Below are 18,066 nucleotides of genomic sequence, written 5' to 3'. Positions count from 1 at the left end.
TCTGTACATAGGCTTTTCGTATATATATGGAATCTTCTGTATTGGATGGGGATGCTTTTATTAGGAAACAGGATCCTTTCTATATAGATTACGAATCGATTCGGGTGCTTCCTGTCTAAATACTAGCGGGGTAGCGCCTGTTTCTTTTTTGAATAGATTAATAAAATGGGTTACATTCTCTATTCCTAGTTGTAAGCTAATCTCGGTAATGGTTAAGTTGGTAGTGAATAATAATTCTTTTGCTTTCTCAATTCTCATATGATTGCGATAATGAAGTGGAGGCATGTGATAGAACTGAGAAAATTCGCGGCATAATCGATACTTATTCACTTTTAATTCTTCTGCAAAGGCTTCTAAAGAGATGGATTCCTGTAATTGCTCATCAATTCGTTCTTTTAGTTTCTTTACATAATATGGTATAGAATCATCTGGATTGTCTTTTGTCTGTACATAAATACAAAGTTCCGTCAAGATGTCTGTAATCCATTTCATCTCATAGATCGAAGATAAATTCATTTGCTCGTCGATTTTGAGAAGATTATGAAAGCAGAAGGGCACACAGGAAAAGGACTTAACCTCATAGATTACGTCCGTATTTTGATGAAAAATCTGATAGTATAAATCGGCAAATCCTTGGTTCAGGTATAGAATCTGAAATGTCCAGTTTTGATCAAAGGAACAAATCTTAAATGGTTGTTCACAAGAAAAGAACAGTAGAGTATCTACCTTTGCTGGATAGGAATGTCCACTTAGTTGGATGCTACCTTGTCCAGTTTTGGTATACAGTAAAATATAGTAGGGGCAGCCCTTGCTTTCGCAATAAAAAGGAAAAGTCAAGGAGACTTCTTTACATCCGGCTAAAACAGATGAAAATGAATTGGTGGAAGCCTTCAGAATTACTGGAATAAGAAAATCTAAATCCAGATGCTCGGGTAATTTGGAATAAGCAATAATCGAAGATAGAAAATTATTATATGGAATCATAGTACTCGTCTCCTAATTCAATTTACTTAAACGTGGAAAATGACAAATGGGCATATGATTTGTATGCGGTTTGTTTTTAGGGCTCTGAAGTTTAATTAAGTATGTAATTTTGAAACAAATAACCGATTAATCTTGTATCATATTATAAAACAAGAAGATAAATAATACAACTAAAATTAATTAAAAATAATTAATAATACCTATAATAATAGACTAAAATAATTTTGAACATGTAAAAAAGCACAATTGTTCGAAAAAAATAAGGGCGTTTTACGCAATTATTGTTAAAAAAAACAAGAATGAAAGATAAATAACAATTCTCAATGATGACTTAAAAATTAATTAATTTATAATTAAAATAAAGTTACAAAAAAGTAACTTGTTAATAAAAGGAGGATTTGTTATGAGATTAAAAAAATTTGTAGCAATTGGTACTGCAGTAGTTCTTTCCTTGTCATGTGTTGCTTGTTCTAAAAAAGCAGAGAATAAGAAAGATAACACAAAGGAAGCAACAACAGAAACAACAGAAACGGATAAGGCAACAGATGATACAGCAGAAGCAGCAACAGATGATGCAGCTGCAGAACAAGAGTTATCTTATGCCAATATCGTATTGGGAGAAAGTTACACAGATATTACAACGACAATAAAAGTATACAATCACAGAACAGATATGAATACAGAGGATTATCCAGGAACAACATGGAGTGAATACGTAGCAGAATTCAATAAAATGTATCCAAACATTACAGTAGAAGTGGAAACAGATACAACTTATGCAGATAATGCATTGTTACGTTTACAAAGTGGTGACTGGGGTGACATCATGGGAATTCCAGCAGTAGATAAAGCAGATCTTAGTACATATTTTATTCCTTATGGGGATGTAGAGACAGTAAGCAAACAAGCTCGATTTATTAACAACTGGGTTTATGATAATCAGGTATATGGTATTCCTTCTACTGGTAATGCACAAGGTATCGTATATAACAAAGCAGTATTTGAAAAGGCAGGAATTACTACAATTCCAAAAACACCAGAAGAATTTTTAGCAGCTTTACAAGCAATTAAAGATAAGACAGATGCAATTCCTCTATACACAAACTATGCAGCTGGTTGGACTATGGGTGCATGGGATGCATATCTTGGAGGATCTGCAACAGGTGAGTCTACCTATATGAATCAAACATTGTTACACGCAAAAGATCCATTCTCAGATAAAGGGGATAATACACATGCATATGCTGTGTACAAAATCTTATATGATGCAGTAGCAGGTGGATTAACAGAAGAAGACTTCTCAACAACTGACTGGGAAGGTTGTAAAGGTATGATCAATAATGGTGAAATTGGTTGTATGGTACTCGGTTCTTGGGCATATCCTCAGATGCAAGCGGCTGGTGAACACGCAGATGATATCGGCTACATGTCATTCCCAATCACTGTAAATGGAAAACAATATGCATCAGCTGGTCCTGATTACTGCTATGGTATCAATGCAAATTCATCTGATGATAATAAGAAAGCAGCAATGGTATTCGTTAAATGGATGACAGATAAATCAGGATTCTCATACAATGAAAGTGGTATCCCAATCAATGCAGAAGATAATAACTATCCAGAAGTATATTCTGCATTCGAAGGTATTGAATTCATAGCAGATGATCCTGCTGTAGCTGGTGAAGAAGATTATTTAAATCTATTAAATACAGATTCAGACTTAATGATCAATGCAGGTGGTAATACAAAAGTTCAACAAATTATTGAAAATGCAGCGAATAAGGGCATGACATTCGATGAAATTATGGCAGAATGGAACGAAGCTTGGGCTTCTGCACAAGAATCTAATAGTATTGAAGTAAATCAATAAGGACATATAAGTAATCCATTGGTAAAATGATGTGGAATACGTGCTGTTGCAGATGGTATTAATACACAATATGCAACAGCACGTACTATCAAATAGAAGGAGGGTTATATGATAACCTATACAGACCATAGAAAAAAGTCCTTGCGCCAACGTTTAAGAAGTAGGAAAGGACAACAAGCTATTATTATATTTGCATTTATGTTCATCCCTCTTTTGTTATTATTTTTATTTACATATTTTCCGTTTGCGGAGATGTTCAAATTCAGTTTTTATAAAATGAAATATACAGGTACACGGACCTATGTTGGCCTAGATAATTATAAAGAAGTATTTGAGAATAAACAGATTTTTAGTTCCTTAAAATTATGCTTGTATTATATGGCAGGATCGATTGTGCAGCTAGTTATCGCACTGTATTTGGCTACTATGTTAAGCTTTAAAACAAAAGGTGGCAATATCTTCAAGGGATTTATGTTTTTCCCATTCTTAATTAATGGGATTGCAATTGGATTTATCTTTAAGTTTTTCTACACAAGAGGTTTTGTATTTGATACCGTACTGCAATGGTGTGGTTTTAATCTTGAAAATCTTCCGTTTTGGTTGAGAACGCAGGGACTTAATAATGTCTCCCTTGTGGGTACATCTGTTTGGAGATATTTTGGACAGAACATGGTCCTGTTTATCGGGGCAATCATGTCTGTAGATGCAGAGATGTATGAAGCGGCTGAACTGGACGGTGCGAATAAATTCCAACAATTTATGCATATCATCTTACCTAGTATCAAAACCATTGTAACGTTGAACATTATCCTATCGATTACCGGTTCTCTTAGTGCATTTGAACCACCATATGTTATCACGAATGGAGGAAATGGAACCGCTACATATTTTGTAGTAATGAACCGAATTGCGCATACGAACCAAAAGGTTGGTTTAGCTTCTGCAATGGCTATCGTACTATTGATGATAATCTTTACTGCAACAATCTTACAAAAGTTGTTCTTTAAGTTTGCGTTTCGGAATGCAAATGCTGAAGATGAAGTAGTTACATCAAAGAAACGTCGTAGGAACAAAGTAAGTAAGAAACAAAAGGAGGCGGTATAGATGGCAGCGAAACGAAGAAAACATTATGGCGTCGGACAAATCTCTGCGATATTTATCAAATATTTTTCACTGGTATTCTTTAGTTTTGTAGCAGTCATACCGATCGTATCCTGTGTGATTACTGCTTTCAAAACCGATGCGGAATACCAGAGTACCAATGTAATGACATTACCGGAGAATTGGCTGAATTTTGATAATTTCATAAGTGCTTTCAAAATGGCAAACATGGGAAGAGCATTTTTGAACTCAACCATCGTGTTAGTTTGTGTTTTAATTGGTTCAATCTTAATTGGAACACAATTGGCATATGTATTAAACCGTTTCAACTTCCTTGGGAATGCATTGATTCGTAATCTGTTCCTATTCGCCTCATTATTACCAGGTGTTGCAATGCAGATATCCGTTTATAATATCATGCAACAACTTGGATTCATCAATCATCTTTATGGCTATATTATCATGATGATGGGAACCGATGTTATTTCTATCTATATATTTATTCAATTTATGGAGAATATCTCCGTTTCCTTAGATGAATCTGCGATTATCGATGGAGCTTCCTATATGCAGATCTATTGGAAGATCATGTTACCGTTGCTTCGACCTGCAATTGTAACAAGTATGATCTTGAAAGGGGTTAGTACGTATAATGAATATTATAGTGCGAACTTATATCTACAAAGACCAGAATTACGTACGGTAGCAATTTCCTTGTATTCCTTCACCGGACCACTTGGAAGCCGTTATAACTTAATATGTGCAGGTGTTATCATCTCCTTATTGCCAGCATTGTTTGTATTCATTATATGTCAAAAGCAGATTTACAATGGAATAACTGCAGGTGCGGTAAAAGGATAACGTAGAGAGGAGTATACAATGAGTAAAGTGAAAATCATTAGTCAACCAGTACCAAATGTACCATGGCAGGAAAGACCGGAGGGATTAAAGGATGCACCAGTATGGCGCTATTCGGAGAATCCCATCATCGGAAGAAACCCTGTAAAAGGGGTAGCGCGCATTTTCAATAGTGCGGTCATGCCTTATGAAGGAGAATTCATTGGTGTGTTCCGAGGTGAGCAGGTAAATGGTATTCCATATATCTATCTTGGAAGAAGTAAAGATGCCATACATTGGGAAATTGATGAAGAGAAGATTAATTTTGTAAACGAAAAAGGAGAAACTTTCTTACCTCGTTACGCATACGACCCTCGTTTGGTAAAAGTGGAGGATACCTATTATATCATATGGTGCCAAGATTTCTATGGAGCAGCAATTGGTATGGCAAAGACCACAGATTTTAAAACATTCACAAGACTAGAGAATCCATTTCTCCCATTTAATCGGAATGCGGTTTTATTCCCACGTAAAATTAATGGAAACTATGTGCTGTTATCCAGACCGTCAGATAGTGGACATACACCATTTGGTGATATCTTTTTAAGTGAGAGCCCTGATCTGGTATATTGGGGAAAACATAGACATGTAATGAGCAAAGGTAATGAATGGTGGCAATCCTTGAAGATCGGTGGAGGAGCTGCTCCTATTGAAACATCAGAAGGTTGGTTATTGTTCTATCATGGTGTGACTGGTACTTGTAACGGTTATGTGTATTCCATCGGAGGTGCAATTTTAGATTTAGAGCAGCCTTCCATCGTTAAGTATCGTTGCGAAAACTTTATATTAACTCCAGAAGAATGGTATGAAGAACATGGATTTGTTCCGAATGTTTGCTTTCCTTGTGCAACCATTCACGACGCAGAATCTGGAAAGATTGCAATTTATTATGGTGCCGCTGACAGTTATGTTGGATTAGCATTCACCGAAATTGATGCAATTGTAGATTACATCAAGGAAAATAGTTCGGTTACGTCCACCGATACGGAAATTGGTATTCGCTAGTTATGTAGAAAGAGTATCAAAAGAGGCGGTCATATACAAAAAAATCTTGACAAAAAAGAGTAAAGAAATTAATATGATATTAAATATTTAGCTAAAATTAGCTAAATTACGATGGACTTACTTAAAATATATAGGATACAAGGGTAAAAGTTCATATGTATTGGGATACCAGACGTGGAGGAATACCAATCTGTGGGTATCGGGGGTGAATGTACCCTTGACCCCTAATATCATTGGAATAAAGGAAGGAAAAGTATATGGCTAAATCAGTGAAATTAGCAGACATCGCTGTAAAATTGAATGTTAGTACGGTAACGGTTTCAAAAGCATTATCTGACCAAAAGGGTGTTAGTGAAGAACTACGGGAGAAGATAAAAAAGCTAGCAGATGAAATGGGATATCGTCAACCTTCTGCAATTAAGCGAGAAGCAGAGAATACAAGTTATAATATTGGTGTCATTATCAGCGAGATGTTCTTGGATAAATATGATTCCTTCTATTGGCAGATGTACCAGGCTGTTACACAGCGTGCAGTTGCAAAAGGTTGTTTTACCTTGCTTGAAGTGGTAAGCAAAGATGATGAGATTAAATTACAGTTACCCAAATTAGTACAGGAACAAAAAGTTGATGGGGTAATTGTTATTGGACGTTTACAAGATGCATATCTACAATGCTTGAATACGCGTGCAGGTGTACCTGTGATCTATCTTGATTTCTATGATGAAAAAGAATCCTGTGATGCGGTTATCTCAAACAGTTATTTTGGTTCCTATATGTTGACTAACTATCTGTTTGAAATGGGACATACCAAGATTGGTTATGTTGGAACTATCTTAGCAACGGATAGTATTACGGACCGTTATTTTGGTTATGCAAAAGCATTAATGGAACATAAGGTTACGATTAAGAAAGAGTGGATCATAGAAGACCGGATCTCTGATATTGCAACAATTGAGGTAAGCCCAGAAGACATCATACGAAAGGATATGCCAACTGCTTTTGTGTGTAACTGTGACCTAACAGCAAGTTATGTAATTAAGATTTTACAAGATAAAGGGTATCGGGTTCCGGAAGATGTCTCAATCGTAGGATTTGATAATTACTTATATCCAGGAATGAGTAATATTGGAATTACATCTTATGAAGTTGATTTTAAAGAAATGGCCAGACGTATCATTCATAATATTATCAAGAAGATAGCAACACCTAACTACAAACCTAGTGTTGTGATTGTTCAAGGTAGAGTGGTGCATAAGGATAGTGTTGCAAAAATCTCCGAGTAATTTGAATGGTATAGAGATACACCAGCTTTGAAAGGAGTTTTACTATAATGTATGATATGATAGATCGTGAAGCTGCAATTTTCAATCGAGGAAATTGCAGTCGATTAAAGAACGTTTTACAAAGAGCAGCAGCAAAAGAGGCATTGACCATTGGGTTTATTGGCGGTTCCATCACCCAGGGGAGTTTGTCTTCTCTTCCAACAACTTGTTACGCATATCAGATTTTTAAATGGTGGGAAGATACATTTCCCAATACGGCGTTTACTTATGTGAATGCTGGGATTGGAGGAACAACGTCTCAGTTTGGAGTTGCGAGAGTGGAAGCGGACTTATTATCCAAGAAACCTGATTTTGTGATTATTGAATTCTCCGTAAATGATGAGAGTGATGAACATTTTTTGGAAACATACGAAGGATTGGTTCGTAAAGTGTATTATTCATCGGAAAAACCTGCAGTTATGCTTTTACATAATGTGTATTATCATACAGGTGGTAATGCACAGCTACAACATGGAAAGATCGGAAGATATTATCAACTCCCTTGCATCAGTATGCAAAGTAGTATATATCCGCAAGTGGTTTCTGGTCAGATTTTAAATAGAGAGATCACACCAGATGATTTGCATCCTAATGATAAAGGGCATGCTTTGGTTGCTTCTATGGTTACTTATTTTCTTGAGAAGATTAACAAAGTTAAAGAGAATGAGGAAGAAGTAGAAGAACAGCAAAAAGTACCAATGACATACAATGACTATGAAAATGTTGTTCGCTATCAGAACAAGAACATTCTATGGCAAGGGGAAGGATTTGATGTGGATCAAAGTGAGCAGAAGGATATTACAGACTGTTTTAAGCATGGTTGGACAGCGCGTGAGAAAGGGGCACATATAACCTTTGTTGTAGAGGCAAGTTCTCTCGCAATTCAATACAGAAGATCCGTAAAGCAACCGGCTCCTATTGCAAGTGTGGTGATCGATGGTAAAACAGACAAGGCGGTCTTGTTAGATGGTAATTTTGATGAGACGTGGGGAGACAAATTAGAACTTACCACAGTCTTAGAGCATGGGGAACGAAAAAAACATACCGTACAGATTACAATCGTTGAAGGTGAAGAAATGAATAAAAAGATGGAAGTACCTTTTTATCTTGTATCTGTGATTGGCTGAGCAAAAGGTGAATGATTATATAACATAATAGAGTGAAAGACGTCCCATTAAGAAGGGCGTCTTTTTTTCTATAATGATTAGGGTGTCAAAAGCCCTTATTAAAACTTTCTTTCGTTAATTTGCACAAACACTAGCTAATCTCATGTAATACAGGACATAGTTTGATGAGCAACTGTATGAAGTCGTTGGTACTTTGGCTCTGTACTTTAGAGCCTTATGTACCACTACGAACTTCATCCAAGCGAGAGCGTGTTGCGATTGAACTATGTCCTGTATTACATGTTATACAAACTTAAATTGTGCAAATTGACTGACCTCAAAATAAATAAGGGCTTTTGACACTCGAACCCTATAATGAAAGTTCTCTGACTTTCCCGATAGTAATCCACGAGAGAAAGTGAACTCTCACATAAGGAAGATGTAAGTAAGAATCTATTACTACAAATGGTTGGATAAGTGTGGATTATGAAGTATAATACAGATAGTATCATCTATAACGGGTGAACGGGAAGGAGACAGTTACTATGAATTATGAATTATGAATTACAAGGAGAATCACTACCAGTTGTGATTTGTCATCTGGAAAATGGAGAAAAAATGATTACAGAGCGAGGATCCATGAGTTGGATGTCACCTAATATGCGAATGGAGACCAGTTCTAATGGTGGTGTTGGAAAAGCATTAGGAAGAATGTTTGCTGGAGAAGCAATTTTTCAAAATATTTATACAGCTCAAGGTGGACCTGGTATGATTGCATTTGCTTCCAGTTTTCCAGGATCCATTCGTATGTTTGAGATTGAGCCAGGAAGAGACTTGATCGTACAAAAATCTGCATTTCTTGCATCAGAAGCAGGTGTTGAATTATCGGTTCATTTTCGTAAGAAATTAGGTGCAGGTTTATTTGGCGGAGAAGGTTTTATCATGCAGAAGTTATCGGGAAGAGGAAAAGCTTTTATTGAGATTGATGGTCATGTGGTTGAGTATACCTTACAACAAGGGCAATCAATTGTAGTAGATACAGGATATTTAGCTGCAATGGATGCAACTTGTTCAATGGATATTCAAACGGTACCAGGAGTTAAGAATATGTTATTTGGGGGGGAGGGAATCTTCAACACGGTAATCTCTGGCCCAGGAAGAGTGTTACTGCAAACAATGCCAATCAGTAATGTTGCCTCTGTATTACGTGGATTCTTTCCTAATGGTAAGTAAAGATAGTTGTATCTAAAAACATTACCTTTTATGTAAACATGTACATACTGGAAATTAAAAATAGCCAGCCATATTATTGGCTGGCTATTTTTAAATCGTTATCCTTTTGCAGAAAGGACTGTTAGGTAGTGCCTAGTGAACCATTCAAAAATACATTTACAACGCCACTGGTGGAAGTACTTGAAGCATATACAACAAAAAGTACACGCGTGCCTGCAGCAATAGTACCCGTTATATTAGCAAAATTACCAGAGGAGTTATTGGTTGTAGGTGCAGGAATCGTAATAGATGCACCTGGAAATGGCGTAAATGTAGTGCTATTTGGTGCAGCAGTATAGATTTGTGCAGTAATAGTTGCGTTAGTTGCTGTTACGGATTGACCAACTGCGGCAAGAGCAATGGAACTTAATGTTAATGTTCTAGGAGCAACAAAAGCAAATGCTTGCAAATCATTTACCGTTGTAATAGGTGTATTAATCGTTGTATTTTCAGTGGTATCTTCACCAAATCCGATTATTCCGACATTTCTACTAAGATTTCCAGTGTTAACGCCTAAAGCAACACTGCTTCCTGAAGCATATGGTATAATTGCTCCGATTCCGTTTGCGCCAGGAGCACCAGGAGCACCAGGAGCACCAGGAGCACCAGGAGCACCGGGAGCACCGGGAGCACCGGGAGCACCGGGAGCACCAGGGGTACCAGCAGGACATCTACAACAGCAATTATTTGAGCAATTGCATTGTCTATTGTATTCCCATGATTGGCCGTCGTATGGGTAGTAATTGGAATTATACATAAAATCACTCCATTTTAATTAGGGGCTATTGTTAATGGATACTTGGTTCATCAACCAATAGAAGTTGATACTTTACTATATTCATATTATGATACGTTTGTGCGTAAAATGTCGAAATTTATCAAAAAAAATCAGAAAGGAGAAGTATAAGACACACCGAGGTGTATTTAATATGTAAAAATGCTCGAAACAAAGAAGTTTGGGGTGTAGGATAACTTCAAAGTTCGAGCATACGATAGGGAGGGGGTACAATAGGGAAAGTGGTCATTCTAGTATATCATAAGGCTGATCAGAAGGGTTCTTAATATATACATTAAGTGTATTCTGACTATCACAAGTAGCTAAAAGAACTTGCGATAATTCTTGTACTTGATGAACCTTTAGTTGTTTGTTTAGCCAGTTTTCATCTTTGCCAGTATGTTTCAGATTATCATACATGATTTTCCCATCCATAATTACATTTGCAACCACATGATCCTGTTGTGGTTGGAGTTGCAAATCTTTTCCGGTAACTGGACGTTCTGTTGAAATCGGAAGAAAGCTTAGTTTTCCGTTCGATTCGAGAATAACAGTTTGTAGAGTGGAAAGTTGAAAATAACCACCTATCCTACATTGGGATAAGAATTCATTGAGGTCCATCTTTGCTTTTTTTAGGTTTTTCACGAAGATAATTCCGTTATCATATAAAATAGAAGATTTTCCGGCAATAATACGACGAGCTTTAAATGATTTCTCGCAGATTTTTGAAGAGGCTGTAACGACTAAGGCGTAGACAATCATAGCGACAAAAGGTTTCGTTAGGTCAGTAAATTCGGTTGTTGCCATTTCTGCAGCAATAGAGCCAATGGTAATACCGTTGATATAGTCAAACATGGTTAATTGAGACATTTCTCGATTGCCCATTATTTTGGTTAATATGAATAAGGTAATAATTGATCCGAGTGCAGTAACGATTGCTTGTAAGACTTCCATAATAACTCCTATCTACACTTTATAGACAAGTGTGAATTGTAATCCAAGAATAGTCGTAGTATGCACCAATTTGAATAAACTATGTATATTGGTATTGGATTTGTATGGGATATTCATCAAATGCATCTATAATAAAATGATGAAAGTAAATGAGAATAGCAAGAAAAAAAGACCTATCATTCGATAGGTCCTAACAAGCTTGTTATATCTATAGTTTTAATTAAGCGATTTTGTTAACAGCTAAGCTTAAACGAGAGATTTTTCTAGAAGAAGTATTCTTGTGATAAACTCCCTTTTTCGTAGCTTTGTCAATTTCGCTAATTGCATCTCTTAAACATGCTTTTGCAAGAGCAGCGTCACCAGCAGCCACAGCAGCGTCTACTTTCTTGATAGCAGTTTTTACTTTAGATTTAATTGCTTTGTTTCTCATTGTTTTAGTTTCGATAACTTTGATTCTCTTTTTAGCAGATTTAATGTTAGCCAATCCGTACACCTCCAAAAAATTATTTAAATTAAAATATTTTGTTCCATTAAACCGGACACGGACGTTCTAATGTAAACATACTCATATATTGTAGTATAAGAACGAATTTCTGTCAATACATAATTTCGAGATTTATTGGTAAAACTGTTGATGACTCAAAAAGCATGTTGTAAAAGTAAGTTTTATTCAATCTCATTTATATTTGTCTAGAGTAATGAAAATGGCACTGGACAATTACACAATATGAATAGAAATAAAGGAGGAATCGCAAAGATGAAGGAATGGAATAAGCGAAGCAATGCAAATTGTAATGCTCGTACAGACCTTGCACTTGAAGTACAGGAGAGTTATGAGGAGGATCAAGTTGAGATATCCGGGGTTGTTCTAGAAGAAGAGCAGGTGGAAGATAAAGACATTAAGATTACGAGAGTAATTATAAAAGATGAGCATGGACAGGAAGCAATGGGAAAACCAATTGGTACCTATATTACAATTGAAGCACCTCATTTACAGGAGGATGATGATTCCTATCATGAACCATTAACCGAAGAAATCGTAAAATATATTAAAGAGTTATTAGCAGATGAGAGTGAGGGTGAAGTTCTGATCGTTGGTCTTGGAAATCGTGAAGTGACACCAGATTCATTAGGACCCAAAGTGGTGGATAACCTTTTTGTAACAAGACATCTGATAAGAGAATATGGAGAAGAATTTAAGAAAAAGAATCATATGGAATCAATGAGTGCCATTGCACCAGGGGTTATGGGGCAGACAGGTATGGAAACAAGTGAAATTTTGCAAGGAATTATTAAGCAAACGAAACCAAAATGTCTAATTGCAATTGATGCACTTGCCGCGCGAAGTGTAAGTCGTTTGAATACGACGATTCAGATAACGGATACAGGAATCAGTCCAGGGTCAGGTGTGGGAAATCATCGTAATGCACTAAATGAGGAGTGCTTGGGCGTGAAAGTCATTGCGATTGGTGTTCCAACAGTTGTGGACGGTGCAACGATTGTGAATGATACCATTGAACGTTTTCTAGATGGAAAAGGTTTTTCTGATGAAGAAACCTATAAGTTCATGGAGGAAGTACGGGAGAAGATGGTTTGCAATATGTTTGTAACACCAAAGGGAATTGATGATGCAGTAAAAAGAATTAGTTATACCATATCAGAAGCGTTGAATCAGTGCTTTTGTAAATTTTAAGAAGTTAAAATGATTGTTTGGGAGCAAGGAGATCTTTGCCTGTTTAAAGTGCGGTAAACCATATCGAATATACAAAAAAACTGCACTTTGAACAGGGGCTGGGAGCAGTTCAAAGTAAGATGAGAGGAAGTGATACAGGCATAATACCATGTTCATAGAATATATTATAAAGAAATGCTTTTCCAAAGGGAGGTCAAGATGAAGGTTGAAAAAATAGATCTATATGAATCATTGCAACAAGTTTTCTGGATTGCATTATCCTTTCTTGCAATTGGCGTTATTATAAAATGCTGTGCAGTTTCTACAAAAACAGATTTTACCGATACCCTTCAATCGGTTGTTGAAGAAATCGTGAGTGATATGTCTTTATCCCTTTGCAAAGAACAGTCGAAGATGCAATCATACATAATTGAAAAGGCAGTCCTTCCAGAAGGAGAGGGTAGTAAAATGATATTCAAATTGATGACAAGCTTGTTTCCAATTCAACGCTACACCATTGCAGAAAGGGTTCAAACGGTTGTAAATGGAGAAGGGGAAGCGGTTGATACAGAATTCTTAGAAGTAATGAAGCTAATGACGAATTCCACATTTATGAGCAGAAATGATCTAGAAGGGGAAGATGAGATGGCAATTGACGACGGAACATTTGGTATCGAAGGAGAAGAGGAGTGTTTCGTTGAAAATCCAAGAGATTCCTATTATGAGGAAGATGCAGCTGCAGTAAGTACCACGGTGATTGCAAATAAGGAGATCCTGAATAAAGTACTTATGTTGGAAAAGCAAAGAGATTATTCCTTTATGATAAAGAACTTTTATATTGTTGACAAATATACGTATACGACCAAACAAGAATTTGATGTTGAAAAATTGTTAGAGAAAGATCTGAGCATTGAGATTGTGGAAGAAAAACCACAGGTGCTCATCTATCATACCCATGCTTCAGAAGCATTTGCTGACAGCCGTGCAAATGAAAGCGATGATACGGTTGTAGGAGTAGGGGAAGTGCTAGCAAAGACGCTTGAGGAGGATTATGGAATTCAAGTGATTCATGATACCACCGTATATGATATGATGGGGGGATCTCTGGATCGAAGTAAGGCGTATGATTATTCGTTGAAAGGTGTGAAGAAGATATTAAAGGATAATCCATCCATAAAGGTTATGATTGACTTACATAGGAATTCTGGCGATCGAGTGGTTACTACAATAGAAGGAAAAGAAGTGGCACCGATCATGTTGTTCAATGGATTGAGCCGGAATGCAAGTGGAGAGATCACATATTTGCCAAACAAGAATTTGACAAATAATCTTGCATTTAGTTTACAAGTTCAACTACAAGCAATGAAGGAATATCCAACGCTTATGAAGAAGATTTATCTGAAACAGTATCGGTATAACCTACATTTGATGCCACGTTCCCTTTTGGTGGAGCTTGGAAGCGTGGAGAATACGGTTGAGGAAGCAAAGAATGCCATGGAGCCATTTGCCAAAGTTTTGCATCAGGTTCTTTCGGGAAATACCACAAGTATTCGTGAACCGTGATGGACAACGCCTTCTAAATCTTCTTGTGTCTGCTAGTTTCCTATGATATAATGCTTATCAGAAATATGGAAAGTAAGCCTGTTGCAGGCTCAGGAGGATTATAGATGGCACACATTGACCAGAGTAAGATAAGAAATTTTTGTATTATTGCGCATATTGATCATGGTAAATCTACATTAGCGGATCGTATTATCGAGAAAACAGGATTACTAACCAGTCGTGAAATGCAAGCGCAAGTACTAGATAATATGGAACTAGAGCGGGAACGTGGGATTACCATTAAGGCACAGACGGTACGTATTGTATATAAAGCGAACAATGGAGAAGAGTATATCTTCAATCTGATCGATACACCGGGACATGTGGATTTTAACTACGAAGTTTCAAGAAGTTTAGCTGCATGTGAAGGAGCAATCTTGGTTGTTGATGCAGCACAAGGTATCGAAGCACAGACATTAGCCAATGTTTATCTGGCACTTGATCATGATCTTGATATTATGCCTGTTATTAATAAGATTGATCTTCCAAGTGCAGAACCAGAACGTGTAAAGAATGAAATTGAAGATGTGATCGGTTTGGAGGCACAGGATGCTCCTCTTATTTCGGCTAAGAATGGTATTAATATAGAAGAAGTATTAGAGCAGATTGTTACAAAAATCCCAGCACCAAAGGGAGATCCACAAGCTCCTTTACAAGCGTTGATCTTTGACTCTGTCTATGATGCGTACAAAGGTGTTATTATTTTCTGTAGAATCAAAGAAGGAACGGTTAAGAAAGGTACGCAAATCAAGATGATGGCTACAGGCGCTTGCGCAGATGTAGTTGAAATTGGTTATTTTGGTGCTGGACAATACATTCCATGTGAGGAATTATCAGCAGGTATGGTTGGTTACATTACAGCCAGCTTAAAAAACGTGAAGGATACGAGGGTAGGCGATACGGTGACGAATGCCCAAAATCCATGTGAAGAGCCGCTACCTGGATACAAAAAAGTAAATCCAATGGTATACTGTGGTATGTATCCAGCAGATGGTGCAAAATATCCAGATCTTCGAGACGCATTGGAAAAACTACAGTTAAATGACGCAGCATTACAATTTGAAGCAGAGACATCAGTTGCACTTGGATTTGGATTCCGTTGTGGATTCTTAGGATTGCTTCATCTTGAGATTATTCAGGAACGTTTGGAGAGAGAATACAACTTAGACATTGTGACAACGGCACCAGGTGTTATCTATAAAGTGCATAAAACGGATGGACAAGTGATTGAGGTTACCAATCCTTCCAATCTTCCAGACCCATCAGAAATCCTATACATGGAAGAACCAATCGTAAGTGCAGAAATCATGGTAACAACGGAATTCGTTGGAGCAATCATGAATCTGTGTCAAGAAAGAAGAGGGATATATCTTGGTATGGAATACATGGAAGAGACGAGAGCATTATTAAAATACGATCTTCCATTGAATGAGATTATCTATGATTTCTTTGATGCATTGAAATCAAGATCAAGAGGATATGCGTCCTTTGATTATGAGATGAAGGGATATGAAAAATCAGAATTAGTGAAGTTGGATATCCTTATTAATAGAGAAGAAGTGGATGCATTATCCTTTATTGTTCATGCAGATACGGCATACGAACGTGGAAGAAAGATGTGTGAAAAATTAAAGGATGAGATTCCAAGACAATTGTTTGAAATCCCAATTCAGGCGGCAATCGGAAGTAAAATTATTGCTAGAGAAACTGTAAAAGCAATGAGAAAAGATGTCCTTGCCAAATGTTATGGTGGTGATATTTCAAGAAAGAGAAAACTTCTTGAAAAACAAAAAGAAGGTAAGAAGAGAATGCGCCAGGTTGGTAACGTAGAGATACCACAAAAAGCATTTATGAGTGTATTAAAGTTAGATGAGGAATAATCAAAAGTCTTTATCTTTGATACGAAAAGGATAATTGTTTGGAAGAAACAATCAGGAAATAAATAAAATAACAATAAATGTATGCGAAACTTAATGTACTCAAAAAATAAGTTTCGCATATTTTATTCGTTTTCAAGTTAAGTATATACCGATATAAAGTGTTGCGTTCAAGATAAACCAGTAAGAACAGGATTAGAAAGCTTTCAATAGCTATTGAAATAGAAAGAGGCATTAACAATGAATCAGAAGAAACCATTAGGAATCTATATTCATATACCATTTTGCATGTCAAAGTGTGCATATTGTGATTTCTTGTCTGGACCAGCAGAGGAAGGAATACAGAAGGAATATGTACAAGCATTACATGCACAGATCGAAGCATATCAGTTCTTAGCAAATGAATATGAAGTTCGTACAATATTCATAGGTGGAGGTACACCAAGTAGTATTGATGCAACGGATATTAAGGATATTCTAAGTCATGTCTATAGAATATTTAATATTGACAGTTCAAGGATTGGCAATGTTGAGATACCAGATAACAAATCAAGTAATGGAGTTGGGTCAAAAGTCGCTGGGATTGAAATTACGATAGAAGCAAATCCTGGAACGTTGACAAAAGAAAAGTTGCTAACATATAAAGAAGCTGGGATCAATCGTATCAGTATGGGATTGCAATCAACCAATAATACAGAACTTAGATTGCTAGGTAGGATCCATACGTATGAACAATTTGAGGAAAATTATCATTTGGCAAGAGAATGTGGATTCAATAATATTAATGTAGACCTTATGTCAGCTTTACCTGGACAGACGATTGATACTTGGGAAGCTACATTAGAGAAAATCTGTTCCCTTGATCCAGAACACATCTCAGCATATAGTTTGATCATAGAAGAAGGGACACCATTCTATGAAAAATATGCAGATCAAGAAGGATTACCGTCTGAGGAGGAAGATCGTTTCATGTATCATAAGACGAGGACGATGCTTAGAGATGCTGGGTATGAACGGTACGAGATTTCTAACTATGCAAAGCCGGGATATGAAAGCAAACACAATTGTTCGTATTGGGAACGAATTGATTATATTGGATTTGGTTTGGGAGCTTCTTCTTGCATTGATACGATACGTTTCCATAATGAAGAGCATTTGCAAGAGTTTATACGGCAGAAAGATATATACGGACAGAATGAAAGGTTACCAGAAGTATTCGGTAAAGATGAAAAGGTTCAATTGCTTCATAAATTAGGTGCGAAAGAAATTCATGTATTACCTATACAGGAACAAATGGAGGAGTTTATGTTCTTGGGATTACGTATGATGAAGGGAATTGATATTGAATCATTTAACAAGATCTTTCAAGCTGAATTCAATACAATATATGGACATACAGTTGATGAGATGTGTAGAGAGGGTTTGTTAGAGCGCGTGGATCACAAAGTGCGATTAACAGAACGTGGCATTGATATTAGTAATTATGTAATGTCCGAATTTCTTTTATAGGTTATCATAGAAATATAAGGTTGTTGTCATTTTTCGCTACTTGCTATGGTTGGAAAGTTAGATAGGAGCTTAGGAAAGGATAGGAGCATTTGATTTTAGTAAATTTGTCCTAATTTGTAA

The 18,066-nt window shown here is 36.6% G+C and carries 16 protein-coding genes; 13 read left to right on the top strand and 3 right to left on the bottom strand.

The genetic code is table 11. The features are described from left to right. Nucleotides 1-60 precede the first annotated feature (60 nt). Complete coding sequence (locus HBB17_RS15630; protein WP_167958445.1) at nt 61-984, bottom strand: helix-turn-helix domain-containing protein; 924 nt, start codon at nt 982-984, stop codon at nt 61-63. Between the two features lie 403 nt (nt 985-1,387). Between HBB17_RS15630 and HBB17_RS15625 the strand changes: the two genes are divergently transcribed. The 9 genes from HBB17_RS15625 (at nt 1,388) to HBB17_RS20365 (ending at nt 10,297) form a co-directional block, all read left to right on the top strand. Then, nucleotides 1,388-2,854, top strand: coding sequence for an ABC transporter substrate-binding protein (locus HBB17_RS15625; RefSeq protein ID WP_167958444.1), 1,467 nt, complete (start codon nt 1,388-1,390; stop codon nt 2,852-2,854). A gap of 108 nt (nt 2,855-2,962) precedes the next feature. Further along, on the top strand, nt 2,963-3,958 hold the full coding sequence (locus tag HBB17_RS15620; protein WP_167958443.1) for a carbohydrate ABC transporter permease: 996 nt from the start codon (nt 2,963-2,965) through the stop codon (nt 3,956-3,958). Next, nucleotides 3,959-4,816 carry a carbohydrate ABC transporter permease gene (locus HBB17_RS15615; RefSeq protein WP_167958442.1) on the top strand — a complete coding sequence of 286 codons (858 nt, stop codon included), beginning with the start codon at nt 3,959-3,961 and terminating at the stop codon, nt 4,814-4,816. An 18-nt stretch (nt 4,817-4,834) separates the two neighbouring features. Beyond that, entirely contained in the window at nt 4,835-5,857 is a 1,023-nt protein-coding gene (locus HBB17_RS15610) for a glycoside hydrolase family 130 protein (protein ID WP_167958441.1), read from the top strand. Between the two features lie 257 nt (nt 5,858-6,114). After that, nucleotides 6,115-7,140, top strand: a complete 1,026-nt coding sequence (locus HBB17_RS15605) for a LacI family DNA-binding transcriptional regulator (RefSeq protein ID WP_167958440.1) — start codon at nt 6,115-6,117, stop codon at nt 7,138-7,140. Nucleotides 7,141-7,187: 47 nt separating this feature from the next. After that, the gene (locus tag HBB17_RS15600; protein WP_167958439.1) at nt 7,188-8,306 is read left to right on the top strand and encodes an SGNH/GDSL hydrolase family protein; all 1,119 of its coding nucleotides are present in this window, start codon (nt 7,188-7,190) and stop codon (nt 8,304-8,306) included. A 531-nt stretch (nt 8,307-8,837) separates the two neighbouring features. Then, nucleotides 8,838-9,518: a TIGR00266 family protein gene (locus HBB17_RS15595; protein WP_167958438.1), complete on the top strand. Its 681-nt coding sequence runs from the start codon at nt 8,838-8,840 to the stop codon at nt 9,516-9,518. Between the two features lie 128 nt (nt 9,519-9,646). Next, complete coding sequence (locus HBB17_RS15590; RefSeq protein ID WP_167958437.1) at nt 9,647-9,856, top strand: hypothetical protein; 210 nt, start codon at nt 9,647-9,649, stop codon at nt 9,854-9,856. A gap of 60 nt (nt 9,857-9,916) precedes the next feature. Then, nucleotides 9,917-10,297, top strand: a complete 381-nt coding sequence (locus HBB17_RS20365; RefSeq protein ID WP_207717364.1) for a hypothetical protein — start codon at nt 9,917-9,919, stop codon at nt 10,295-10,297. A gap of 281 nt (nt 10,298-10,578) precedes the next feature. Here the strand turns inward: HBB17_RS20365 and HBB17_RS15580 are convergent, their stop codons facing one another. Together HBB17_RS15580 and rpsT are read right to left on the bottom strand one after the other, a co-directional pair. Further along, entirely contained in the window at nt 10,579-11,286 is a 708-nt protein-coding gene (locus HBB17_RS15580; protein ID WP_167958436.1) for a DUF421 domain-containing protein, read from the bottom strand. 220 nt (nt 11,287-11,506) lie between these two features. Continuing rightward, nucleotides 11,507-11,770: a 30S ribosomal protein S20 gene (rpsT, locus tag HBB17_RS15575; RefSeq protein WP_167958435.1), complete on the bottom strand. Its 264-nt coding sequence runs from the start codon at nt 11,768-11,770 to the stop codon at nt 11,507-11,509. A gap of 273 nt (nt 11,771-12,043) precedes the next feature. Here rpsT and gpr point away from each other — a divergent pair, with 273 nt between their 5' ends. The 4 genes from gpr (at nt 12,044) to hemW (ending at nt 17,946) form a co-directional block, all read left to right on the top strand. Further along, on the top strand, nt 12,044-12,979 hold the full coding sequence (gene gpr, locus HBB17_RS15570; protein WP_167958521.1) for a GPR endopeptidase: 936 nt from the start codon (nt 12,044-12,046) through the stop codon (nt 12,977-12,979). A gap of 198 nt (nt 12,980-13,177) precedes the next feature. Beyond that, nucleotides 13,178-14,521, top strand: a complete 1,344-nt coding sequence (gene spoIIP, locus HBB17_RS20490; protein ID WP_238483772.1) for a stage II sporulation protein P — start codon at nt 13,178-13,180, stop codon at nt 14,519-14,521. A 104-nt stretch (nt 14,522-14,625) separates the two neighbouring features. Then, nucleotides 14,626-16,440, top strand: coding sequence for a translation elongation factor 4 (gene lepA / locus HBB17_RS15560; protein WP_167958434.1), 1,815 nt, complete (start codon nt 14,626-14,628; stop codon nt 16,438-16,440). Nucleotides 16,441-16,677: 237 nt separating this feature from the next. Beyond that, a complete protein-coding gene (gene hemW / locus HBB17_RS15555) occupies nt 16,678-17,946 on the top strand; it encodes a radical SAM family heme chaperone HemW (RefSeq protein WP_167958433.1) in 1,269 nt (422 codons plus the stop codon). Nucleotides 17,947-18,066 lie beyond the last annotated feature (120 nt).

This window comes from Anaerosporobacter faecicola, assembly GCF_012070565.1.
GTDB lineage: Bacteria > Bacillota > Clostridia > Lachnospirales > Lachnospiraceae > Anaerosporobacter > Anaerosporobacter faecicola.
Note: the sequence above shows the minus strand (reverse complement) of the source record. Positions and strands in the feature narration are given on the sequence as shown.